The sequence below is a fragment of the Egibacter rhizosphaerae genome, assembly GCF_004322855.1.
GTDB lineage: Bacteria > Actinomycetota > Nitriliruptoria > Euzebyales > Egibacteraceae > Egibacter > Egibacter rhizosphaerae.
Genome location: NZ_CP036402.1, coordinates 2,287,084 through 2,309,200 on the forward strand (window position 1 = coordinate 2,287,084; position 22,117 = coordinate 2,309,200).

Sequence of the window (22,117 nt, forward strand, 5' to 3'; positions counted from 1 at the left end):
GCATCCCGGCAATCCGCGGACGCTTCGTGTATCAGGGTTCCCAAGCGGGGCCCGATCGCCGTCAGATGTGGTGCTGCACTTCGAAGCCCGGAGCGTAGTGCAGGCGGTAGAGCTGGCTGATGAGCTCGGCTCGCGAGCGGACGCCCACCTTCTCGTGGAGGGACTTCACGTGGTCACGAACCGTGTGGGGAGAGATGTGCAGCGCGGTGGCCGTCTCGGCCGTCGTCGCACCCTTCACGAGTTCGGCGAGGACGGCTTGCTCGCGCGAGCTGAGACCGTGGGCGGCGACGAACAGCGGGAGCATCTCGCTCGTTCGGGACGGTTCGATCACGATCGCGGTCGACACGACCGCTCCCGAGACGTTCCGCGAGCAGTCGGCACGCAGCGTCAACCATTGTCCATTGCGTGCCCGCGTGCGCGCCACGGGCGAGGGGCCGGGAACTCCTGAAGCCCGCGCTCGCGCTCGCGCACCGACGACGTAAGCCTCTCCCGGCAGTGTCATGCCGGCTTGTTGGACCTCGGGGTGGGCAAGTTCCGCAAGGTAGAGCGCGGCGTGCTCGGTCATGGACACCACCGAGCCGTCGCCGTCGAGCAGGATCACGCCGGGCTCAGCGTGGGGTTCGCCGTCGACGTCGACGGCGAGCACGATCCGTCGCAAGCCCTTGGCGACGAACTCGGAGACCGAGCCGACGAGGTCAAGGTCGGCATCATCGAAGTCGGCCGCGTTCTCGGCGCGCAGCAGGTTGAGCGCACCCCAGCACTCCCCGTCGACGCTGAACGTGGCTCGCAGCTCGGGACCGAACCCGTAGGCGGTGTTGAGCTCACGGTGGCGGGCGCTGCGGGCGGGCCGTCCGAACGTCGCGCGCTGCAGCGTCGAGGGGCCGCTGTGCGTGCGGTGCAGATCGGCGTACTTGTTGAAGTCGTCGGCGGCGAATTCGTTGTCCAGCCACGGCGCGCACATCGCCGACGGGATGCCCTCCACGATCCCCGCCTGAGAGAACAGCATCGTGGAGGGGTCGGTGGCGGAAATGAACACGGCGTCGAAGCCGACCTGGGTGCGCAGGCGGTCCAGCACCCCGTGCAGCAGCGGCCCCGGCCCCGTCCCGCTGCGGCACACCTCGCCGATCTCGTTGCGCACGCGATCGCGGGCGGCGAACGAGGTCGTGCGTGCAGCCATCGCGCAGCCCGATCGGTCGTGGCTCGCTGACTTGCGGCTCGTCCTGAGCCTAAACCTCTGCCCGAGATCGGCCACCCCCGCGTTCTGGGGGGTGCGACGACGGATCGCCACCGCAACGGGGGAGTGACGGCTGGACGCAGGTGTGGCTCGCTCGGTTCGTCACCAACGAGCCGTCCTACGCGAGAACGCGGAGACCGGCCCCGAGTCGAGCGGACAGGAGACCGAGATGAGCGACATCATGACCGACGGAGGCGCGACCCTGCGTCTGGTGGCCCCTGGCGGAGGGCACCACTGGTGGATGCTGGGCACGCTCACCACCATCAAGGTCGGAGGAGACGCCACCGGCGGACGCATGACGATCGCCGAGTTCGAGCTTCCCCCCGGATTCGCGCTGCCGCCGCACAGCCATCGCGAGGAGGACGAACTGTTCTACGTCCTCGATGGCGAGGTGAGCTTCTGGTGCAACGGCCGCGAGCAGACTTTCACCCGAGGCGGAATGGCGTGGCTACCGCGCCGGCGTCCCCACACCTTCAGGGTCACCGACGACGGGCCGGCACGGATGTTCAACATCCACACGGGCCCCGCGTTCGAGGCCATGGTCGAGGCCCTCGGCGAGCGCACGGACGAACTGCGCTTGCCGGACCCGCCCGAGGTGGAGCCCGACCTCGAACGCATCACCAAGGTGTTCGCCCAGCACGGTATCGATCTCGTCTCCCCGGAGTCGTGATGAGCCGGGGAACGGATCCTGATCACCCTCATCGTGAGCGGCCGCAGGCTGGCCACCCGCGAGTCGACCGCCACCACCCCCGAGGAGCACTTGGCCTAAGCAACGAGGTTCAAGTCGAACCGGCGCTCCGTGTCGTCAGCGACACCTGCCGAGGATCCGTTGGACCGTGAGCCACGTCCGCGACGTGATGGCCTTGCCGAATTCACCCTCCAGCCAGCTCATCGTGTTCGGCGAGCCCGCCTTGGTCGCGTCCGTGACGGTGAAGAGTTCGCGGCCTGTCCCGCCAAGCATGGTGCACGCTGTACCTGCCGGAGTGTGCGGCATCGAGAAGGTCGGCTCGATGTGGTTCTTGACGAACGTGACGAGCAGATACGACTCCCTGCCGTGCTGCCGGTCACCGAACGGAGCGAGATCGGTGAGTGCGGCAAGTTCATCACAGGTGCGCACGATCGTGGTGCTCTCGAAGCCCAGGCTTTCCCGCCACGCCGCCTCCAACTGGCCTTCGAGATCGGCCCGCTCGGAATCTCCCACATCAAAGACGATGTTGCCGCTGGACTGGACCGTTACCACGTTGTCGAGCCCGAGATCCTCACAGACGGCACGCAGCCGATCGTTGCGCATGTTCGGATCCGACGGCCCGATCCCTCGAAGTAGCGCGACGTGACGGGTCATATCCTTGCAAGGTTAACCCGGTTCACGGGCGCCTGCGGCGCGCAGGGGCTTCCGCGATGCGGGCTGTCCGCTAAGGTGATCGGTTGCGAAGTGAGGTGCTAGCTCGCGCGCGACCGCGCGGGGTTTCCCGCCCGGGCCGGTGGTCGGGATGGGGCTGGACACTTCTCGCCATGGTGTTCCGCCGCCGCTTCGCCCAGCCGCGGCGCGACCCCGGGAAAGGGCAGCACCATGATCGACCCCAGCGTGCTTCGTCGCGCGTTCGCTGACTACGCGCGGACCATCCTCGACGAGTACTCGGTAGGGGAGGTGCTGTACCGACTCACCGACCAGTGCGTCGAGCTGCTGGCCGTTGATGCCGCGGCGGTGTCGCTGGCAGAAGACGAGCGCCTACGGTTCGTGGCGGCCACGGATGAGGACGTCGTCCACGTCGAGGCAACCCAGATCGCCAGCGGTCAAGGACCCTGCCACCAGGCCTACCGGACCGGCCACGCAGTGTTCGTCAATGACTTGCAGCACGAGCAGCGCTGGCCCGACTACCGCGCAGAGGCACTCGGGCACGGGATGGTCGCGGTCGCGGGCCTGCCCATGGAGGTCGCCGGCCACCGCGTCGGCGCGGTGAACCTCTACCGCCAGCGGCCTCACGAGTGGACCGGCGACGAGGCCGAGATGGGCCAGCTCCTGGCTGACATGGCCACCGGCTACGTTCTCAACGCCCGCAAGCTCGATGAGCATCGCACGCTCGCCGAGCAGCTCCAGCAGGCGCTCGACAGCCGCGTGGTCATCGAGCGCGCGAACGGCATGCTCGCGCAACGCCACGATCTCTCGACCGCTCAAGCGTTCGAGCGCCTGCGTTCTTACGCGCGCTCGCACCGACGCCGCATCCACGAGGTCGCCGACGAAGTCGTCGGCGGCGACCTCGACCTCTGACCGTAGCCGGGCGGCTACCCCGCCGCCGTCCGATCGGCGGGTGCTCGCGGAACTGGGGCTCACGGCGGGCTCAGGAGTTCGGCTCCGCCAAGGGCCCGACGAGCCTGTTCAGCCGCCCCAGTGCTCGTGGTGTAGTGCCTCCTGCAGTGGCCGGCGCGCACGCCAGCCGTGCCGCTCGAGATCGGGGGTCTCCTGCCACGTGGTCACCGGGCCGAGGCACAGCCACGCCACCGGCCGGATCGACGCCGGGATGCCCAGCAGATCGCGGAGGAACTCCTCCCGGTAGAACGACACCCAACCGACCCCGAGCCCCTCGGCGGTGGCGGTCAACCAGAGGTTCTCGATCGCCAGGCAAACCGAGTAGACGCCGGCGTCGGCGATCGCGTGGCGGCCCAGCACGGCGGGGGTCCCCCGGTCGGGGTCGTAGGTGACCACCAGTCCCAACGAGGCGTCCAGGATCCCCTCGACCTTGATACGAGCGAACGTCGCAGCCCGCTCCCCCTCGAGCTGCTCGGCGAAGGCAGCGCGCTCGTGCTGCACGTGTATCCCAGAACGCCTCGCGCGTGCCGCGATCGCGCACGAGCACGAAGTCCCACGGCTGGCTCATCCCCACGCTGGGCGCTGCGTGCGCGGCATGGAGCACGCGGGTGAGCGTCGCCTCGTCGACCTCCTTGCCGGTGAACTCCGCGCGCACGTCGCGCCGCCGGCGGATGGCCTCCGCCGGCGTGATGCCGCGTGCGTGTGGGGCGACAACGCCGCCGGCATGCGCCCGCTGCTCGCCCATCTGCTCGACGAGCGCGACGCCCGCCGCCCCGCGCTCGTCCGTGGCATCCCCCACCACCCCGACTCGATCGCCCGCGAGCGCCACTACCGCGACGGACTCGCCCGCCGCGGCATGCCCGTCGACGAGGACCTCGTGATCACCGGGTGGTTCACGCCGGAGCCGACGTACACCGCGATGTGGGAGCTGCTCGAGCGCCGCCGGGACTTCGACGCCGTCGTCGCGCTCAACGACATGTCGGCGGTGAGCGCGATCGCCGCCCTCAACGATGCGGGGTTGCGGGTCCCGGAGGACGTCGCCGTCACCGGCTACGACAACGACCTCATCGCGACCCAGTGGCCGGGTCTGACCACCGTCGACCAGAGCTTCGGCGAGCAGGGTCGTGTCGCTGCCGAGCTCATGCTCGAGCAGATCCGCGACGGCCCGATCGCCCGCGAGGTCGCCGTGACCTCGCGCGTCGTCGTCCGCGGGTCGACACGGCCGAAGGGCGAACCGCCGGTCACCGACCTCGACGAAGCGATCGCCATCGCCAAGAGCGACAAGGAGCAGCTCGCCGCACGCGACGCGAGTCTGGCCCTCAGCAGCGCCCTCAACTACTGCTGGACCGTCGACGAGATCGTCGACGCGGTCAGCGCCCACCTGCACCGCCTCGGCATCATCCGCTGCTACCTCGGCCTGTACGAGCGCCGCTTCGATCCCGACGGCGACGACGGTCCGACGCGCGTGGAGACCGACCGCGCGCGCGTCGTCCTCGCCTACCGGAACGGCGAGCGCCACGGGGCCCCGACCGAGCCGATCGCCTCCCACGAACTGCTCCCGCCGGACCTCGCCGACGAGCTGGAAGGCGGAATGCTCGTGCTCCAGCCGCTCGCCGTGCTCGATCGCCCGCTGGGGTACCTGCTGTTCGAGCAGTCGACCGGGTCGGCCCGCGTCGCCGCCCTCATGCGCACCGAGCTGAGCCGCGCCATCGACGGGGTGTTCACCGGCGAGGAACTCCTCCAGCACGCACGCTACCTCGAGCAGGTCGTCGAGCGCCGCACCCGGGAACTCCAGGCAGAGGTCGTGACGCGCCGGCGGGCCGAGCGCGAGCTGCAGCGTGCCGTCGGCGAGCTGCAGCGCTCGGCGATGCGCGACGGCCTAACCCAGCTCGCGAACCGCACCGCGTTCGCCGAGCACCTCGACGAGCAGTGGCGCGAGCACCTCGAGACCGGGCGTGAGCTCGCCGTGCTGATGGTCGACGTCGACGCGTTCAAGCCGTACAACGATCACTACGGCCACCTCGCCGGGGACGAGGCCCTGCGCGTGGTGGCCGAGTGTCTCGCCCGCGCGATCGCCGGCCCCGACGACCTCGCGTGCCGGTACGGCGGCGAGGAGTTCACCGCCGTGCTCGCCAACACGGCAACCCGCGGGGCGCGGGCGGTCTGCGAGCGGTTCCGTCGCTACCTCGACGAGGCGGCGGTCCCACACGCGACCTCGCCGATCGGCGGGCGGCTCACCCCGAGCGTCGGCGTCGCCGCCGGCGCCCCCCACGCGAGCGTCGACCCGTCACACCTCGTCGACCTCGCCGACCAAGCGCTCTACGACGCCAAGGCGGCGGGGCGCGACCGGGTCGCGACCCGGCGCATGGACGCTCGGCCCTCTCCGGTGGACGCACAGGCTGGCCCCCCTGATCCCGACGACGCGGTGCCGGTGGGGCCCGCCGCGGTCGGCCGTCCCGCGGCGGGACCGCAGGAAGCCTGACCCGCGGCGCGTGGACGCAGGCGGTTGGGGCAGGACCTCACACCTCCCATTTGGGGGTCGCTCTGCGGGTCCGGGCGATAGGTGAGGTAGGTGCCGGTGCGCGCTGACGCGGGCCCGCTCCGAGGCGGGAAGAGCCGCAGCTCCTCAGACGTGCTGGGCCAGGCCCTGCCAGGGCACACGAGCTCGCAGTACACCGAGCCGACCGACAACGAGTCCACGTCGTCGGACACCGCGAGTGTCACAGGCTGGACTGATCCCGGTGGCCCGTTTCACCGGGACGGATCTCTCGCCCGCCACCCGTCGCCCCGTCAACGAAGTCGTCTTCCACGAGCGATGGGGGACGCGACCACGGAATCAAGCGGGCGCACGCTTCCGTGGCTGCATGGTAGCGATCTGCTACCGTAGCCGTCATGACGATCAGCATGCACATCCGCGACCTCGACGAGCCCACGCATCAAGAGCTCGTGCGCCGGGCTGATGCCGCGGGGGTGAGCCTGCGGGCCTACGTGGTCGAGGTTCTGCGCCGGCACACCGGTCTGCCAACGGTCGAGGACTGGCTCGACGAGGTCCGTAGGGACCCGCCCCTGCCGGCCGAAGGGCCGGACAGTGTCACGCTCGTCGAGGAGGGCCGACGCGACAGCGATGTGGCGTGAGTTCTCGTCTGCTGGTGGTCGACGCCTCGGCCGTCGTCGAGGTGCTGCGCCGCAGCGAGCTCGGCGATGCCGTAGCCGGCGCGATGCGCAGCGCTGCCTTGGCCACACCCGCCCATCTCGACGCCGAGGTGCTCTCGGCGCTCGCGCGATTGGTAGGGGGCGGTGCGGCAGCGGCCGCGAGCGTGGACCGAGCCCTGGTAGAGCTTGGGCGGTTTCCGGTCGAGCGGTATCCGATCACGCCACTGCTGGAGCGCGCGTGGGCCCTACGGGACAACGTCGCCGCACGCGACGCCATCTACGTCGCGTGCGCTGAGTTGCTCGGCGCCACCCTACTCACCCTCGACCACAAGCTCGCACGCAGCTCACCGGTTGACGTCGAACATCTGCCATGAACGTCAGCGGCCGGGAGTGGTCGATCGCCTCACCGACGGTGTGAGTATGGGCCACCCGCTATCGGAGCAGTGGGCCTGAGGGGACAGCTCTCGAACCTTCGATGGAACGACGACGGCACCCCGAACCCAACCCGGAGACCAGAGGGACCCGGCGGTGACATACCCGATCACCCGGCGCGCGCTACTCGCCGGTGCCGCCCTCGACAGACTGGGCGGCGAGCTCAATGGCCTCATTGAGTTCACCCGGTCCCGTTCTGGGGTCGTCCCTGATGACGTCGCGGATGGCAGCCTTGACTTGGAGCCGCCGCCACCGTTTTCGTCCCTCTTCGATGCGGTGGGCGTAGCCGTGCTTCCTGTCGACGTTGAACTCAGCAATCGCGAACTCGATGACGTCCTCGAGCGACGGCCGGAATCGCCGGCCACCGACGGGGAGGTGGAGCCGCCAGGTCTCGGAGGCCTTGCCCGCGTGGGCGCGAAGGAAGCCGACTGCCGAGGACTCTGCGTGGAGCTGCACATGCGCTGATGCCCATGCACGTTCGCGGACGTAGTCGAATCGAACCACCGGGTGCCGGACCGTGGGCACGATCAACGCGAACTCGGACTGGTCGATCGCCAGGAATGATCCGGTGAAGTCGAACGTGCACCGGAACGAGGCGCGCAGGTCGAGTCGGTGCTCGCCCTGGATCGCCAGCGGCATGTCGACCGTGTTGCCATCATCGTCGAACGCACCCACTACAACACGGTCGTCCGCCACCTGGGCGCCGATAGGCGGTTCATCGACCACCGTCCGGTCCAGCAGGTCGCTGACCTCGGCCGCGAACTCGCTGGCGGTCTCGATGAGTGCCGGATCAGCCTCCGTCATCGTCTGTGCCGAGGAGGAACTCAATCGAGCGGATGTCCTCCAGCAGCCAGTACTGCTCGCCGGTCAGTGCTCCCGAGTCCGCTGCACGGTCGAGTTCGTCCCGGCTCATCGCGAGGCGAGCAAGAAGGCGCGCGCGCCGAGCCTCAAGCTCCGCGCGGCTCGGCTGCAGGACACGTGGTGACATCGGAATCCCCCTGGCAGCGGTTGTCGTCAGCGTACGAGATTGTGGCAGCCGGGTGAGACATCCCCTTGGACTGTAGCCCCCACACGGGCAGCTACGCTGCTGGCTCGAGGAGCTCGTGACCATGCCGCAGCGAACCGTGGCCGTCCGAGGCGACGCGGCGGTTGCGGGCGTGTGGGCCAAGTCGAGGCATCCTCCGACCTCGCGCTGCTCATCGAGGTGGCGCGTCGAGCTGCCGACTCGCTCGTAGGTCCCTCGCCACGCGAGATCCTACCTGACCTGCCGCCGGACGATCTCCGTCGCGCTGCGGTCGATAGCGTTCCAGAACCGTGGGGTCTCGCCACGGGCGGAACTGCCCGAACCACGGCAGAGTCCGCCGCCATCCGAGCCCGAAGGTTTTAGGCGACCGAGTGCCTGCCGAATCCCTGGAGCGGGGACCGAGAGGTCTCCGAACAACTGCTCAACCTGCTGGACAGCAAAGGCCCCTTCGTTTCGAGCAGAGACCAAGACGGACGCAACCAGCACCTTCTTCCGGGCTGATGGGAGCATCTGCAGCCGAAGCGCGAACGGCTCACTCATGCAGTACGCCCATCCGCTTTCGTGCTTCATCCTTCGTCGACGGCTTAGTCTTGAAGGTCCGACTCACCCCGCTACCGCTCGGGATGACCCACTTAGAAATGCCGTTGAGTTGCGTCGAGAAGTTCTTGGCGTCGTAGATTCCCAACCGTTCGCACTCAGCCTTCAAGGTGTCGTACGTCGTCCCGTCTCGGTCATATCCACCCACCTTGCGTGCGAAGACGAGCGTGATGGCCAGCGCCCGGACACGGTCAGCGTTGTTGTTGCCAAACTTCTCGGGGTCGTTGGTGAAGATAAGCTCTCCGTACTCATTCTCAGCGAAATAGTCTTCGATGGCCTCTGCCGGGATGCTCAACCCCTCGGCAACCTGGGCAAGGCTGTCGCCAACGTCTGCGGCACCCTGCTTTCCAGGGCCTCCCTGACCTCCCGAGCCGCGATCACCGCCACCATCGCGACATGTACGCGGGAAACATGACTCCTGAGACCAATGGGAAGAAGGGTGTGGCGAATGAATGCTTCCGGTGTTTGCTCGTGTCCGTATGCACACTCTTCGCCGTCCGGCCAGGCGACGGGCGTCGACTCCTCATAGATCCGCAGCCCCCAATAGGTCGTCGAGGTCACGACGTACTGCACACTGTCTGGCTGCACCAACTTCAAGACGTCGGTGACGCTGCCTTTCGATTAGTTCGTGCGTCTCCACGGGCGCGAGCGGCTCTTGCCCCCCTGTTACACGGTGGCAATCGGCACGTCGGAGGGCCAGCAGCTCGGACCGCGCCTGCCACTGCAGAGAGCTACGAGCTGTGCCATGCAGCCGCGCCGGTGACCATGAGGGGCGCTCGGCTCGAGAACGGAACAAGCCCCTACCGGAGCAGTGGGCCTGAGGGGACAGCTCTCAAGCCTCGGATGGAACGACGACGGGATCCCGAATCCGCTCGGCAAGCCAGGCCGACCGTAGCGTAGGCCACTCCGTCGCTACCGCCGGCAATCGACAGGCCCTGTGACCGACGAGGTGAGCAACGAGCGCCTTACGTCGGAGCGCCGATCACAGGCGCGAGAGCGTGGCTGGGCGAAGCCGCTGCCTCGCCGTGCACGGAAGTCACCGTTGCGAGCCCCTCCGCCGAAGCGGTGGCGGCGCCATTCAGTCCGTAACCGTGTGGCTGGCGTGGATCGTTCGAACCGCGCACCAGAACCACCGGAATGGCGGCGCTTGGCCAATCTCGGGGCCCTGAGCCGTATGCTTGTCACAGGCTCGTGGTTCCATCGGGCTACTGAGTCGGCCACGGAAGGGGGCGTGGCAATGCTGCACATCCGCTTCGGGGATCTTGCTGGCTTGAGCGGGGTCGGGGCCGGAGCCGCGGAACCGCTGTAGGGCTTCGCGTGATGTCCACCGCTCGTAGACGTAGATGCGGTCCGACGACATCGGGTCGGCGGTCAGGGCGAAGTCAAGGCAACCCTCGGCGCGTAGCGCCGCCTTCACGACCTCCCTGCAGCCGGCGATGTAGTCCTCGCGGCCGGCGGCTTGGACTCGCAAGCATCCAGCGACGATGAGCACGCTCGATCCTCCATCAGGCAGGTTGGTAGCACAAGCAGATGGTCCCGGAGGCGAACACGTCGGTCCGCGCGAGTCGCAGCGGGATGCGCTTGGCGAGTCTGGGCAGGACGGGCCTCCCTTTACCGAGCAGGACGGGGTTGACGATGATGCGGTACTCGTCGACGAGGCCGGCATCGGCCAGCGTCGCAGCGAGTGTGGAGCTGGCGAACAACGCGAGGTCGGATCCTTCCATGGCCTTCAGGCGGCGCACCTCGCCCACGGGATCCTCGGTGACGATGCGGCTATTGGACCAGGCGGCCTGTCGCAGCGTGGATGAGAAGACGAACTTTGGGAGGGCGTTCATGAGCGCCGCTTCGGGCTCGCGGGCGTCGGGCCAGTATCCAGCGAGCCCCTCGTAGGTGCGCCGGCCGAGCAGGATCGCGTCGATCGAGCGCAGCATCCGGTCGACGTAGGCGCTGAAGTCCCAATCGACGATGTGCCAATCCAGCTTGCCTCCGGGACCCGCCATCGATCCGTCGGCGGTCACCAGCATTTGGAACAAGAGCCTACGCATCAGACATCCTTTCCCGGTTACGTGAGAGGAGCGGTCCGCTGGATAGACGGTCCTACACCGCGGAGTTCATCGGTGCCATCCGGTGACCGGGAGGCGAACCTGCCCAGGTCTGGCAGGCCCACCTACCCGGCGGGTTCCGAAGGCTATGTGCGGATGGATTCGCCGCTCGAGGCATTCGTCTGCGCGGCCATGAGGTCCTAGGTTCGCGGGGTCATACTCCGAGTGGTGCATGAGGCCCTTCATCGACTGGGCCCTCGCTGGGCGCCACCCGGCTGAACACACCACCGCAATATCCGCTACTTCCCCCTGCCCGCGGCCTTCCACCGTCCTCTCTACCAGCGCCGCCGCGGCCGCCACACGCCGCACCCAGACCTGACTGCCTTGTTAATGTCCTACCCCGCCATGCCCCCCGACAGAGCGCCGACAACCGCTGGCACGATCGTCTCACCTCATCTATTGGCGTACGCCTCAAACCTCTTGTGTGGCGCCGCTCAGTGGTCAGGCCTCGGCGTCCAGGAAGCTGAGGACACGGTCGAGAAGCAGTTGGGCTGCGGCTTGGTCGTAGGACGACAGCCCGTTGTCGGCGAACAGGTGACGGTTTCCGGCGTACAGAAACAGTTCGGCGTCCTCCACCCTCGTCACGAGTTCGCGGGCGGCGTCAACATCGCCCTCGTCGGCGAACAGCTCGTCAGCGTCCATGCCGTGCACCTGCAACGGCACCCCTGGCGGCCATGGGCTGCCGAACTCGTGGGCAGGCACGCAGGCTTCCAGCAGCACGGCCCCGGTGGCGCCTGCTCGGGTCTGAGCGAGCTTCTGAGCGGGCAGCACCCCGAGAGACCAGCCGACATAGACGAGCGCGGGCGGCAAGCCCTCGGCGGCGAGCACGCCGCGGTCGACGATGGTGCCGAAACCGACCTGCTCGGCGTAGCCGACGCCGTCCTCCAGTCGCTCGAACGTCTGCCCCTCGAAGAGATCGGGCACGTGGACGGAATGCCCGGCCTGCCTGAGCTCGTCGGCGAACGCGAGGACTCCCGACGTGCGTCCGTGGGCATGGTGGAACAGCGCGATCTCGGCCATATGCAGTCCCTTCTTCGGGGGTGCGCCCGGCGGCGTCTCGATCCTCACTCCTCGTCGTCGATGGCGTAGACGTAGGTGAGCTCCGCGTCGCGGTAGGTCGCGGTGACACGCCAGCAGCCCGGGTCAGTGGGGGTCATCCCGGCGATCATGAACCAGCCGCGTCTGTACTCGTACGCGTTCGTGCCCGGAGGTCCGAGCACCACTGGGTCGGCGCCGGGGGCATCGAGGCGCTCGTAGGCCACCTCGATGTCGGGTTCGGGCTCGTCGGCGCCGCCCTCGAAGTCCGCGCTCCACCACACGCTCTTGAGCCCGCCGCTGGCGTCATCGACCAGCACGGTCCACAACTCGGCGGTGCCGTACCACATCCCGTCGTCGACGGGCGGCTCGGCAGGGTAGGGATCGGGCGGGGAGAACCGGGCTTCCTCGAGCTCGGTCACCGGGCAGCCCTCGCCCGACGAGCCCCCGGCGAGCCGGACGGTCGCGTCGTCGCCGACCCATGGGCCGGCGACCATCGGCACGACGGCCACCACCGCGGCCACCAGCGCCGTGACTGAGCCACCAAGAGCGGCCTGTCGCCGGCGGCGACGGCGACGCCCCGAGGCCCACAGCAAGTCGAAAGCCGCGGGGCCGGTCGGCTCGGCTGCGGCGTCGTGCAACCATCGGCGCGGATCGTCAGGCATCACAGGCCTCCGTATCGACAGGGACACCCGGACCGTCGGTGGGCACGTCGTCGCCGAACGACACGCGCAACGCCGCAACCGCCCGCTTGGTGAGCGACCGCACGGCGTTCTCGGACACCCCCATGTGCGTCGCGGCCTCGGCCACGGGCAAGTCGAGATAGAACCGCAGAACAATGACCGTTCGCTGGCGCTTGGGGAGCCTGGCGACCGCGTGTCGAATCGCGATCCGGGTGCTGCCGTCCGTGGCGCTGCTTTCGCCTGACGGGGGGCCACCAGCAAGACGCTGGCTGGCGCGCCGCTCGGCGGCGCGCCGCCGGAACGTGCTGTTGGCCAGGTTCAACGCCACCCGCCATGTCCACCCCGCGGGATTGTCCAGCCCGCGGACGTGCTCCCACCGGGCGAACGCGCGCAGCAGCGCCTCCTGGGCCACCTCTTCGGCGAGCCGCCGGTCACCCAGATGCAGCGACAGGCCACCAACGAGCCTCGGGAACTGCGCGGAGCAGAACCCCTCCGCCTCGTCTCGTCCTGTCTCGTCCATGCCGTCCCGCTCGCCGTCTCGCCTGCTCCCCACATACACGCATGAACCCTTCCGAGTGTGTCACCCGCCACGATTACGAGACGCTCGCGTCCTCCAGCACGGGGTCGCCTTCCCCGGGGGCTGCCCCCGGTTCGGTTGACATCCGTGATGTGAGCGAGACTGCGCTCACGGAAGGATGTCGACACGACCAAGCACTACCCACTGGAGTTCAAGGCTGACGTGGTGGCCATGGCGCTCAAGGGCGAGGTGCCCAAACGGCGGATCGCCGAGGACGTCGGGATCTCCGAGACCACGCTGCACCGCTGGATCAACCAGGCGGAGCGAACGCTCCGCAGCACCGAAGGCCGAGCCGAGCAGATTGAGGCCAACCTTGACCGCACCCTGGCGATGCTCCCCGACATCCAGACCGCCTACATCGAGGGCTCGGAGAGCGTGCGCCGGCAGTACAACCAGGCCTTCTTCACGCGCATCGAGATCGACGACGAGTACACCGTTACATCCGAGCTGGCCGGTCCCTGGGACATCTACTTCGAGCCCAACGTTCGCCGCCGTGCCCTCGAGCTCTCCGAACAGGAGCCCGACCCCCAGAACGCAGACCGGCCGCAACCCTTACTCGGAGTCACCGCCGGAACGGACCCTGTCTCGTCTGGCCAGGGTTTGAATATGGACTGGTTGGTGGGCGAGGGGGGACTTGAACCCCCACGGGCCGAAGCCCACAGACACCTGAAGCCTGCGCGTCTACCAATTCCGCCACTCGCCCGAGGGCGCTGACAGCGAGGTCAGCAAGCGGAGATTCTAGCAACAGGCCCACACCGACGCCGTGGACGGCGGCCGTCCGTACCCCTGGGGACAACGACAAGGCTCGCACCAGCCCCCTGCAACCCCATTAAACTCGGTGCACAACGTCTCCGTGAGAGGACCCCCGTACGGCATGGGCATCTTGCGCGACTTCGAGCAGCGACTCGAGGGCGCCGTCGAAGGCTTCTTCGCGCGCGCCTTCCGGTCCGGCCTGCAGCCTGTCGAGCTCGCGAAGGCGGTGCAGCGGTACGCGAGCAACCACCGGCAGGTGGGCGTCGACGGCGTCTTCGTGCCCAACGCGTACCGCGTCCAGCTCGCCCCGACCGACCTCGAGCGCTTCAGCGGCTACGGCGACACCCTGAAGCACGAGCTCGCTGGCGTGGTGCAGCGCACCGCCCGTGAGCGTGGATGGCAGCTCAAGGGCCCTCCGCGGGTGGAGCTCGTGCCCGACGAGGCGATCCGGGTCGGCACCTACGAGCTGCGCGGACGTGTGGAGGCTCCCCGGCGCCAGCAGGCATCCGCCCCCCCTCCACGGTCCCAGCCACCCTCCCCTGCGCCCTCCGCGTCCGCGGCCCCGGGCAGCAGCGCAGCTGCGGCCACGGTCATGCTCGGCGACAGTCAGCAGGCCACCCTCGAGATCTCACGACCCGACCACCCACCCGAGACGCGGACGATCGCCGGGGGTTCGGTCATCGGTCGCCTCGCCGAGTGCGATGTCACCATCGAGGATCCCAGCGTGAGCCGCCGCCACGCACGGATCGACCACGACGGGGCGAGCTGGCGCATCCAGGATCTCGGCTCCACGAACGGCCTCAGCGTCAACGGCCAGCGGATCGGCGACGGTCCGCTCCAGGACGGCGACGAGGTCAAGCTCGGCAGCGTGCGCCTTCGCTTCCGGGCTGCGGCGGGCGGAGGCTCCGCGCGATGACCGCCCGCGCCGGGTCTCGTATGCCGTTCTCGCCCACGGGGGGAAACTAGCTCATGCCGCAGGTCGTGCTCACCCTCCTGCAGGGCGTCTTCCTGCTCTTCTTCTACCTGTTCGTTTGGCGAGCGATGCGCGCCATCCTGCGCGATGTCAACCAGGCAACCCGGCAGCAGGCGCGCCAGGCGACGGGAGGGGCGCAACAGAGCTCGGCCCGCCCGGCCGCGGCGCCGTCGGGGCGGCGCGCCCCGGCCGGTCAGACCGCCTCCGGTGGCCAACCCGCGCCCCGAGGCCGGCAGGCGTCGGGAACACCCCCGCGCGAGCTCGTCGTCCACCGCCCCGACGCCGCACCCGCCGTCGTTCCGCTGAACGGCCGCGAGCTGACGTTCGGGCGGGGCGAGCACGCGACCGTCCGGATCGTCGACTCCTACGCGAGCGACCGACACGCCCGTCTGGCCCACGACGGGCAGGCGTGGGTCCTGCAGGATCTCGGCTCGACGAACGGTACGTTCGTGAACCGTCAGAAGATCGCCCAGCCGACGCCGATCTATGCCGGGGACCAGCTCGGCATCGGCCGCACGGTCGTCGAAGTGCGCAAGTGATAGTGAGGCGGAGGATGCAGATCGAAGCGCACGGCCAGTCCGACATCGGCCAGGTCCGGGCAGGCAACGAGGACGACTATTTCGTCGGCCGCACGGTGTTCGCGGTCGCCGACGGGATGGGTGGCCACGTCGCCGGCGAGGTCGCGGCCCAGACCGCTCTCGAGCCGATCGCCGCGCTCGACCAGCGAGAGTTCGCCAGCGACGACGAGGCGGAGGAGGCACTCGCCGAGGCCCTGCAGGAGGCCAATCGGCAGGTCGTCGAGAAGGCCGAGGCCGAGCCCAGCTACCGGGGTATGGGCACGACGCTGACCGCCGCGCTGTGGCGGGAGGACCGGTTGCACGTCGCGCACGTCGGCGACAGCCGCGCCTACCTCCTCCGCGGTCAGGAGCCCATCACCCAGCTCACCACCGACCACACCCTGGTCGAGCGGCTCATCCGCGAGGGGCGCCTGACCCGCGAGGAGGCCGAGACCCATCCCCAGCGCAACGTGATCACCCGCGCGATCGGCAACGAGGTCGAGGTCATCGTCGACACGCTCCCGCCGCTGCACCTCGAGGACGGCGACCAGATCCTGCTGTGCTCCGACGGACTGACCGGTCCGGTGCACGATGCCGAGATCGCCGGCGCCCTCGAGGGCCTCAGCGACGCGCGGGAGGCGGTCGCCACCCTCATCCAGCGCGCCAACGAGGCCGGGGGGCCCGACAACATCACCGTGGTGCTGCTGCGGGCCCACGGGACGCCGGACGGGTCGGCCGCACCGGTGGCCGCGAGTGCCGTGGGCGACACGAGCGATCCCGACGCGACCGACACCGGGACCGCTCTCGCGACCCACGGGGTCGACGCCAGCACGGACACCGCGCGGATGCCGGTGCGCCAGATCTCGACGCGCACCGAGTCCGGCAGCGACTGGGCCTCGTCCATGGGCCGGCTCGGCGCGCCCCAGGGCCGCGGGCAGCGCGCTACCGGCGACATCGATTCCCGCAAGGCCCGCTCCGGGCGCCGCGGACGGGTCGGTGTCGTGGGCGCGTGGATCCTCGGCATCATCGTCCTCGCGGCCGTCATCGGCGGAGGCGCGTGGCTGTTCATCGGCACCTCCTACTTCGTCAGCGACCACGAGGGCGAGGTGGCGATCTTCCAAGGGGTCGACACCGAGATCGCCGGGCAGCCGTTGTTCCGGGTCGTCGAGGACGAGGACAGCGAGCGGGTGCCCATGGACGCGTTGCCGGCCTGGCGCCAGCGCGAGGTGGAGGCAGGACTGCACGCCCGCGACCTCGCCGACGCGCGCGACATCCTCGCCAATCTCGAGACCGAGCGCGTCGACGGGGACGACGGCGATGACGAGGCCGGGGACGACGCCGACGACGGTGCGGACGACACCCAGGAGGGCGACGACGCGAACGCCGACACCCGGCACGTGGTGTTCGGCACCTCGTCGCTCGACGCGACGGCGAGACCGAGCCGCATCGAGCAACCATGACCCCCGCGGGTCGCCGCGCGAACACCGAGCTGGGGCTGCTGCTCATCGCGCTGCTCGTGACCGCGCTCGCGGCGGTGCTCGTCGAGCTCGTCGTGGACCCCGACCTCCCGCCCGGGCGCTTCCTCTACCTCGCGCCCCTGCCGGTCCTCGCGGCGGGGGTCCACCTGCTGAAGCGCCGCCTCGCCCCCGGTTCCGACCCGGTCCTGATCCCCGTCACGCTTCTGCTGAACGGGCTCGGGCTGGTCATGATGCGACGCATCGACCTCGCCGAGCTCGCCCAGGACGCCGACGCTGCGCAGCTCGCGCCGACCCAGGGCGTGTGGACGACGGTTGCGGTGCTGGCGTTCGCGGGGACGCTCGTCGTGCTGCGCGACTACGGGACCCTCGACGGCTACCGCTACGTGATCGGGCTCGGCGCGGTGGTCCTGCTGCTCACCCCACTGCTGCCGGGGCTCGGGCAGGAGATCAGCGGCGCGCGGATCTGGCTGCAGATCGGCGGCATGACGATCCAGCCGGTCGAGGTCGCCAAACTCGGCTTCGTCGTCTTCTTCGCGAGCTACCTCGCCGAGAAGCGCGACCTCTTGTCGTTCGCCACGAGCCGCCTCGGCCCGCTCATGTCCCCTCCGCCACGCGCGTTCGCCCCGCTGCTGATCCTGTGGGCGCTGGGCATGGCGGTACAGGGCTTGCAGAACGACCTCGGCCCGTCGCTGCTGCTGTTCGGCGTCTTCATCGTGATGATCTACGTCGCGACCGGGCGTGCGATCTACCCGATCGCGAGCCTGCTCTTGGCGGCCCTCGGCGGTTGGTTCGCCTATACCCAGTTCGCCCACGTGTCGTCGCGCGTCGCGATCTGGTTCGACCCGCGCGGCGACGAGTTCGGTGCGGGGCAGCTGCTCGAGTCCCTGTTCGCCTTCGGGACCGGCGGGATCTTCGGCGTGGGCCTCGGCCAGGGGCAGCCGGACTTCATCCCGGCGGTGCGCACGGACTTCGTGTTCGCCGCGATCGGCGAGGAGATGGGCCTGCTCGGCGCGACCGCGGTCCTGTTGTGCTTCGTGCTGCTCGCCGGCCGCGGCTTCCGGATCGCGCTGGGCGCCCGCGACGAGTTCGGCACGCTGCTCGCCCTCGGCCTCACCACGATCTTCGCGCTGCAGGTGTTCATCATCGTCGCTGGGGTGACCCGTCTCATTCCCCTCACCGGGATCACGTTGCCGTTCGTCTCGTACGGCGGCTCGTCGCTGTTGGCCAACTGGGTGCTGATCGCGCTCCTCGTGCGGGTGAGCGCGCCCATCACCCCGCGCCGCACCCGCGAACGCACCGACGACGAGTTCCCCGAGGACGCCCAGACCGCCCACGTCCCAGCGGCCGCGTCTGCCGCGGAGGCCGCACCGGCGGGCACTCCGACGCGTGAGCCCGAGGCGGCTGGGGCTGGCGAGCAGCCGGGCGGAACCGGCGTCGACCAGCCGACCGGCGCCATGGACCCCGTCGACCTGCCCGACCCCGAGGCCAGCGGGAGCCCGGCGGACACGGGGTCCCCGCCCGGGGCCTCCCATGCGGAGGCCGATGACGGGGAAGAGCCCGGCAGCGAGGACGACGAAGAGGATTGGGGCCCGCCCGATCGGGGTGGGGGCCGGCGATGATGGCCACCCAGATCCGCCGGGTCGCGATCGTGTTCATGGTGCTGTTCGCGGCCGTCTTCGTGAACCTCAACGTCCTGGCGGTCGTCCAGGGCAGCTCCCTGCGGGAGGACCCGGAGAACACGCGCGGCCTCATCCGCGAGTACGCGGAGCCTCGCGGACTCATGATCGCCGGCGACGGCGAAGAGGCGATCTCGGTCGCCCGCAGCGAGGAGAGCGAGGGCGGCAGGCTGCGGTACCTGCGCCGGTATCCCGAGGGCGCGGCCTACGCGCACATCACCGGGTACCACTCGTTCATCTACGGGCGCTCCGAGCTCGAGAGCGCCTATACGGACGAGCTGTCCGGTCGCGGCGCGGACGCGTTCGCCCGCAACCTCGCGGACCTGCTCGCCGGACAGGATCCGGTTGGTGACACGCTGCGCCTCGAGATCGAACCCTCGGTACAGGACGCGGCGATCGCCGGGCTCGAGGGGAACACCGGCGCCATCGTCGCGCTGGAGCCCGATACCGGGGCCGTGCTCGCGCTCGCCAGCTCTCCCTGGTACGACCCGAACCCGCTCGCCAGCCACGACGTCGAGGAAGTCACCAACGCGTGGGAGGAGTTGGAGGCCGACGAGTCGAACCCCGCGCTCAACCGGGCGGTGCGAGAGACCTACGCGCCGGGCTCCACGTTCAAGCTCGTGACCTCCGCCGCCGCGCTCGAGAACGGCTACAGCCTCTCGAGCACCTTCGACGATCCCACCGAGCTGGCCCTGCCACAGACCACGGCCACGATCTCGAACTTCGATGGCGGTCCCTGCGCCGACGGAAGTCAGATCACGCTCGAGGACGCCTTCGCCCAGTCCTGCAACACGACCTTCGGACAGCTGGGCCTCGATCTCGGCGGCGACACGCTGGTCGACACGGCCGAGGCGTTCGGCGTCGCGGGCGAACTCGACTTCGACCTGCCGGGGGTCGCGCCGAGCGCGTTCCCGCGCGAGGATCTGGACGAGCCGGGCGCGGCGCAGAGCGCGATCGGCCAACGTGACGTTCGGATGACCCCCTTGCAGATGGCGCTGATCTCGTCGGCCGCGGCGAACGACGGGGAGCTCATGCAGCCCCGTCTCGTGCGCCACGTCGAGGACGCCTCCGGCCGCGTCGTCGCCTCGCATGACCCCGAGCCCCTGCGGGTCGGCGGTCTCGTGGGCGGGAGCGCCCACCCGATCTCCTCCCAGACGGCGCGCGGCCTGCGCGCGATGATGGTCGCAGCGGTCGAGGACGGCACCGGCACCTCCGCGCAGATCGAGGGGGTCGAGGTGGGCGGCAAGACCGGCACGGCCGAGGGGGTGGAGGGCCGCGACCCGATCGCGTGGTTCACCGGCTTCGCCACCTCGGAGGACACCGACGTGGTGGTCGCGGTGGTGATCACCGACGGCGGTGCCGACGCCAGCGGTGGCACGGTCGCGGCCCCGGTCGCCCGGTCGGTGCTGGAAGCGGCCCTGCCCTAGGCGCTCGGGCACGAGCGAGGAGCACATGGACGACACGACGCGGGTGGATAGCGGCGGCACCGGCTTGTTGGGTGGCCGCTACGAGGTGCGCGGTCGGCTCGGTCACGGGGGGATGGCCGACGTCGTGCGCGCGCTCGACACCCAGCTCGACCGCGAGGTCGCCGTCAAGATCCTGCACGCGCGCTACGCCGAGGACCCCTCGTTCCTGGAACGTTTCCGACGGGAGGCGCAGGCCGCCGCCAGCCTCTCCCACCCGAACGTCGTCGCCGTCTACGACGCGGGGGAGCACGACTCCCGCCCTTTCATCGTCATGGAACTCGTGGAGGGCGAGAGCCTCTCGGCCATGCTGAACCACGAGCAGCCGTCGCTGGAGCGCGCCCTGCAGATCGGCGGTGACGCGGCCCTCGGCATCCACTACGCGCACGAGCGCGGCCTCATCCATCGCGACGTGAAGCCCGGCAACATCCTCGTGTCCGAGGACGGGCAGGTGAAGGTGACCGACTTCGGCATCGCCCGCGCGGTGAATGCCGAGACCGTCACCCAGACCGCCAGCGTCTTCGGCACTGCCGCCTACATCGCGCCCGAGCAGGCCCAGGGCGGCCACGTCGACCGCCGCACCGACGTCTACGCCATGGGCTGCGTGCTCTACGAGTTGCTGACGGGCCGACAGCCCTTCCTGGGCGACAGCGCCGTCTCGCTCGCCTACATGCACGTCACCGCCGACCCGCCGTTGCCGTCCGAGGTGGCCCCCCACCTGCCCGAGGCGCTCGACACGGTGCTGCTGACCGCGCTCGCGAAGGACCCTGCCCAGCGTTACGCCACGGTGCGGGACCTGCACAGCGATCTGCAGCGCGTTGCCGCGGGCCTCCCGGTTGCCGCGATCCCGGAGGGCGGCGCGTGGGACGACGGCGGCACGACCGTGCTCCCTCCCGGCCCACCGGCGACGTACGAAGCGGAGCCCCCTCCCGACGACCCCCCGCCCCGCCGTGGTCTCGCGACCGCGATGATCGTCCTGCTGATCCTCGCGGTCTTCGCGCTCGGGGCGGTGTTGCTCACGAACCTGCTCGCGGGCGGCGAGGACACCGTCATCGTGCCCGATGTGCTCGGCGAGGATCCCGAGTTCGCCGAGGAGACCCTCGAGAACGCCGGCTTCGAGGTCTCCCGCGAGCCCGACCGGATGACCAGCGAGGAGTACGAGGAGGGGACGGTTGCCGAGACCGACCCCGCGCCGCTCGACGAGGTAGCCGAGGGCACCGAGGTCATCCTCGTGATCTCCGCCGGGCCGGAGACCGCGGCCGTCCCCGAGATCATCGGGGTCGAGGAGGAGGTCGCGGTCGACGCGATCGAGGACGCCGGGTTCACGGTTGGCGAGCGTACCGAGCGCGACGTCGAGGACGCCGAGGAGGGGGAGGTCGTCGACGCCCGTCCCGAGCCGGGCGAGGAGCACCGGCTCGGGGAGCCGGTCGACTACTGGGTCGCGGTGGGGCCCGATGTCGTCGCGGTCCCGATGGTCGTCAACACCCCCGAGGACGAGGCCCGCGAGATGCTCGAGGGGGCCTGCGAGCCCGAGCCGTGCTTCACGGTCGAGGTCGAGTACGAACCCGACAACCTCGTCGACGAGGACGACGTCATCCGCCAGAACCCCAGCGGCGGCACCGAGGCCGAGCCCGGCTCGACCGTCGAGATCGTCGTCTCCGAGGGTCCGGACACCGTCGAGCTCCCGGATGTGGAGAACCAGCCCGAGGCCCAGGCGATCGAGCGGCTCGAGGACGCCTGCGACCGCGACCCGTGCGTCGAGGTGGCCGTCAGCCGTGAGTTCTCGGCCAACACCGCGGAGGGTCGCGTAATCGAGCAGGATCCGCGTCCCAACAACTCGGTCGACATCGGCTCGGAGGTCTCGATCGTCGTGTCCCGCGGGGCCGAGGAGGAAGAGGACGACACCGAACCGGACGACAACAACGATACCGAACCGGACGACGAACCTGGCACGGATCCCGACGACGGTGACGGGGACGACGGGGACGACGGGGACGACGGGGACGACGGGGACAACGAGAACAACGGGGATGGCGACGAGGAGGACGAGGAGGAGGGCTAACGCCCCATCC

Annotated in this window: 21 protein-coding genes, 1 tRNA gene and 2 pseudogenes; 12 read left to right on the plus strand and 12 right to left on the minus strand. The window is 69.7% G+C overall.

The window, feature by feature from the left end; translation table 11 throughout:
- Positions 1-61: 61 nt before the first annotated feature.
- The gene (locus ER308_RS10615; RefSeq protein WP_131154964.1) at positions 62-1,252 is read right to left on the minus strand and encodes a helix-turn-helix transcriptional regulator; all 1,191 of its coding nucleotides are present in this window, start codon (positions 1,250-1,252) and stop codon (positions 62-64) included.
- A 151-nt stretch (positions 1,253-1,403) separates the two neighbouring features.
- On the opposite strand from ER308_RS10615, the gene ER308_RS10620 reads away from it, so the two are divergent.
- Positions 1,404-1,904, plus strand: coding sequence for a cupin domain-containing protein (locus ER308_RS10620; protein WP_131154965.1), 501 nt, complete (start codon positions 1,404-1,406; stop codon positions 1,902-1,904).
- Between the two features lie 135 nt (positions 1,905-2,039).
- Here the strand turns inward: ER308_RS10620 and ER308_RS10625 are convergent, their stop codons facing one another.
- Entirely contained in the window at positions 2,040-2,576 is a 537-nt protein-coding gene (locus tag ER308_RS10625) for a DUF1697 domain-containing protein (protein WP_131154966.1), read from the minus strand.
- Between the two features lie 228 nt (positions 2,577-2,804).
- Here ER308_RS10625 and ER308_RS10630 point away from each other — a divergent pair, with 228 nt between their 5' ends.
- Positions 2,805-3,503, plus strand: coding sequence for a GAF and ANTAR domain-containing protein (locus ER308_RS10630; RefSeq protein WP_131154967.1), 699 nt, complete (start codon positions 2,805-2,807; stop codon positions 3,501-3,503).
- A 108-nt stretch (positions 3,504-3,611) separates the two neighbouring features.
- Here the strand turns inward: ER308_RS10630 and bluB are convergent.
- Positions 3,612-4,197 (minus strand): annotated as a pseudogene (gene bluB, locus ER308_RS10635) (5,6-dimethylbenzimidazole synthase).
- Here bluB and ER308_RS10640 point away from each other — a divergent pair.
- The 3 genes from ER308_RS10640 to ER308_RS10650 all read left to right on the plus strand — a co-directional run bounded on the left by ER308_RS10640 (position 4,138) and on the right by ER308_RS10650 (position 7,069).
- Positions 4,138-6,024 carry a diguanylate cyclase domain-containing protein gene (locus tag ER308_RS10640; RefSeq protein WP_131154968.1) on the plus strand — a complete coding sequence of 629 codons (1,887 nt, stop codon included), beginning with the start codon at positions 4,138-4,140 and terminating at the stop codon, positions 6,022-6,024. The pseudogene bluB and the gene ER308_RS10640 sit on opposite strands and share 60 nt — an antisense overlap.
- A 410-nt stretch (positions 6,025-6,434) precedes the next feature.
- Complete coding sequence (locus ER308_RS10645; RefSeq protein WP_131154969.1) at positions 6,435-6,677, plus strand: FitA-like ribbon-helix-helix domain-containing protein; 243 nt, start codon at positions 6,435-6,437, stop codon at positions 6,675-6,677.
- Between the two features lie 14 nt (positions 6,678-6,691).
- The gene (locus tag ER308_RS10650; RefSeq protein WP_165491990.1) at positions 6,692-7,069 is read left to right on the plus strand and encodes a type II toxin-antitoxin system VapC family toxin; all 378 of its coding nucleotides are present in this window, start codon (positions 6,692-6,694) and stop codon (positions 7,067-7,069) included.
- 181 nt (positions 7,070-7,250) lie between these two features.
- Here ER308_RS10650 and ER308_RS10655 read toward each other — a convergent pair whose 3' ends face one another.
- From ER308_RS10655 to ER308_RS10690, 8 genes are all read right to left on the minus strand, one after another.
- On the minus strand, positions 7,251-7,853 hold the full coding sequence (locus tag ER308_RS10655; RefSeq protein WP_131154971.1) for a hypothetical protein: 603 nt from the start codon (positions 7,851-7,853) through the stop codon (positions 7,251-7,253).
- Positions 7,854-7,917: 64 nt separating this feature from the next.
- Positions 7,918-8,115 carry a hypothetical protein gene (locus ER308_RS10660; RefSeq protein WP_131154972.1) on the minus strand — a complete coding sequence of 66 codons (198 nt, stop codon included), beginning with the start codon at positions 8,113-8,115 and terminating at the stop codon, positions 7,918-7,920.
- 568 nt (positions 8,116-8,683) lie between these two features.
- Positions 8,684-9,043, minus strand: coding sequence for a hypothetical protein (locus tag ER308_RS10665; protein ID WP_131154973.1), 360 nt, complete (start codon positions 9,041-9,043; stop codon positions 8,684-8,686).
- 783 nt (positions 9,044-9,826) lie between these two features.
- Positions 9,827-10,240, minus strand: a complete 414-nt coding sequence (locus ER308_RS10670; protein ID WP_131154974.1) for a putative quinol monooxygenase — start codon at positions 10,238-10,240, stop codon at positions 9,827-9,829.
- A 13-nt stretch (positions 10,241-10,253) separates the two neighbouring features.
- Positions 10,254-10,793, minus strand: coding sequence for a dihydrofolate reductase family protein (locus tag ER308_RS10675; RefSeq protein ID WP_131154975.1), 540 nt, complete (start codon positions 10,791-10,793; stop codon positions 10,254-10,256).
- Between the two features lie 498 nt (positions 10,794-11,291).
- A complete protein-coding gene (locus ER308_RS10680; RefSeq protein WP_131156989.1) occupies positions 11,292-11,870 on the minus strand; it encodes a dienelactone hydrolase family protein in 579 nt (192 codons plus the stop codon).
- 44 nt (positions 11,871-11,914) lie between these two features.
- The gene (locus tag ER308_RS10685; RefSeq protein WP_131154976.1) at positions 11,915-12,550 is read right to left on the minus strand and encodes a hypothetical protein; all 636 of its coding nucleotides are present in this window, start codon (positions 12,548-12,550) and stop codon (positions 11,915-11,917) included.
- Positions 12,543-13,088, minus strand: coding sequence for an RNA polymerase sigma factor (locus ER308_RS10690; RefSeq protein ID WP_131154977.1), 546 nt, complete (start codon positions 13,086-13,088; stop codon positions 12,543-12,545). The genes ER308_RS10685 and ER308_RS10690 overlap by 8 nt, the downstream gene beginning before the upstream one ends.
- Before the next feature lie 228 nt (positions 13,089-13,316).
- Between ER308_RS10690 and ER308_RS23200 the strand changes: the two are divergent.
- Positions 13,317-13,391, plus strand: a pseudogene (locus ER308_RS23200) (hypothetical protein); the annotation flags it as partial.
- Between the two features lie 370 nt (positions 13,392-13,761).
- On the opposite strand, the gene ER308_RS10700 reads toward ER308_RS23200, so the two are convergent.
- Positions 13,762-13,848, minus strand: a tRNA-Leu gene (locus ER308_RS10700).
- A gap of 171 nt (positions 13,849-14,019) precedes the next feature.
- Here ER308_RS10700 and ER308_RS10705 point away from each other — a divergent pair.
- Genes ER308_RS10705 through pknB form a run of 6 tightly spaced genes read left to right on the plus strand, consistent with a single transcriptional unit; the run spans position 14,020 to position 22,107 of the window.
- On the plus strand, positions 14,020-14,814 hold the full coding sequence (locus ER308_RS10705) for an FhaA domain-containing protein (protein WP_131154978.1): 795 nt from the start codon (positions 14,020-14,022) through the stop codon (positions 14,812-14,814).
- A 53-nt stretch (positions 14,815-14,867) separates the two neighbouring features.
- Positions 14,868-15,410, plus strand: a complete 543-nt coding sequence (locus ER308_RS10710) for an FHA domain-containing protein FhaB/FipA (protein ID WP_131154979.1) — start codon at positions 14,868-14,870, stop codon at positions 15,408-15,410.
- Positions 15,411-15,424: 14 nt separating this feature from the next.
- Positions 15,425-16,888 (plus strand): Stp1/IreP family PP2C-type Ser/Thr phosphatase, encoded by a 1,464-nt coding sequence (locus tag ER308_RS10715; RefSeq protein WP_131154980.1) that lies wholly within the window; start codon positions 15,425-15,427, stop codon positions 16,886-16,888.
- Positions 16,885-18,525 carry an FtsW/RodA/SpoVE family cell cycle protein gene (locus ER308_RS10720; RefSeq protein WP_131154981.1) on the plus strand — a complete coding sequence of 547 codons (1,641 nt, stop codon included), beginning with the start codon at positions 16,885-16,887 and terminating at the stop codon, positions 18,523-18,525. The genes ER308_RS10715 and ER308_RS10720 overlap by 4 nt, the downstream gene beginning before the upstream one ends.
- On the plus strand, positions 18,522-20,009 hold the full coding sequence (locus ER308_RS10725; protein WP_131154982.1) for a peptidoglycan D,D-transpeptidase FtsI family protein: 1,488 nt from the start codon (positions 18,522-18,524) through the stop codon (positions 20,007-20,009). The genes ER308_RS10720 and ER308_RS10725 overlap by 4 nt, the downstream gene beginning before the upstream one ends.
- A gap of 25 nt (positions 20,010-20,034) precedes the next feature.
- On the plus strand, positions 20,035-22,107 hold the full coding sequence (pknB, locus tag ER308_RS10730) for a Stk1 family PASTA domain-containing Ser/Thr kinase (protein WP_131154983.1): 2,073 nt from the start codon (positions 20,035-20,037) through the stop codon (positions 22,105-22,107).
- Positions 22,108-22,117 lie beyond the last annotated feature (10 nt).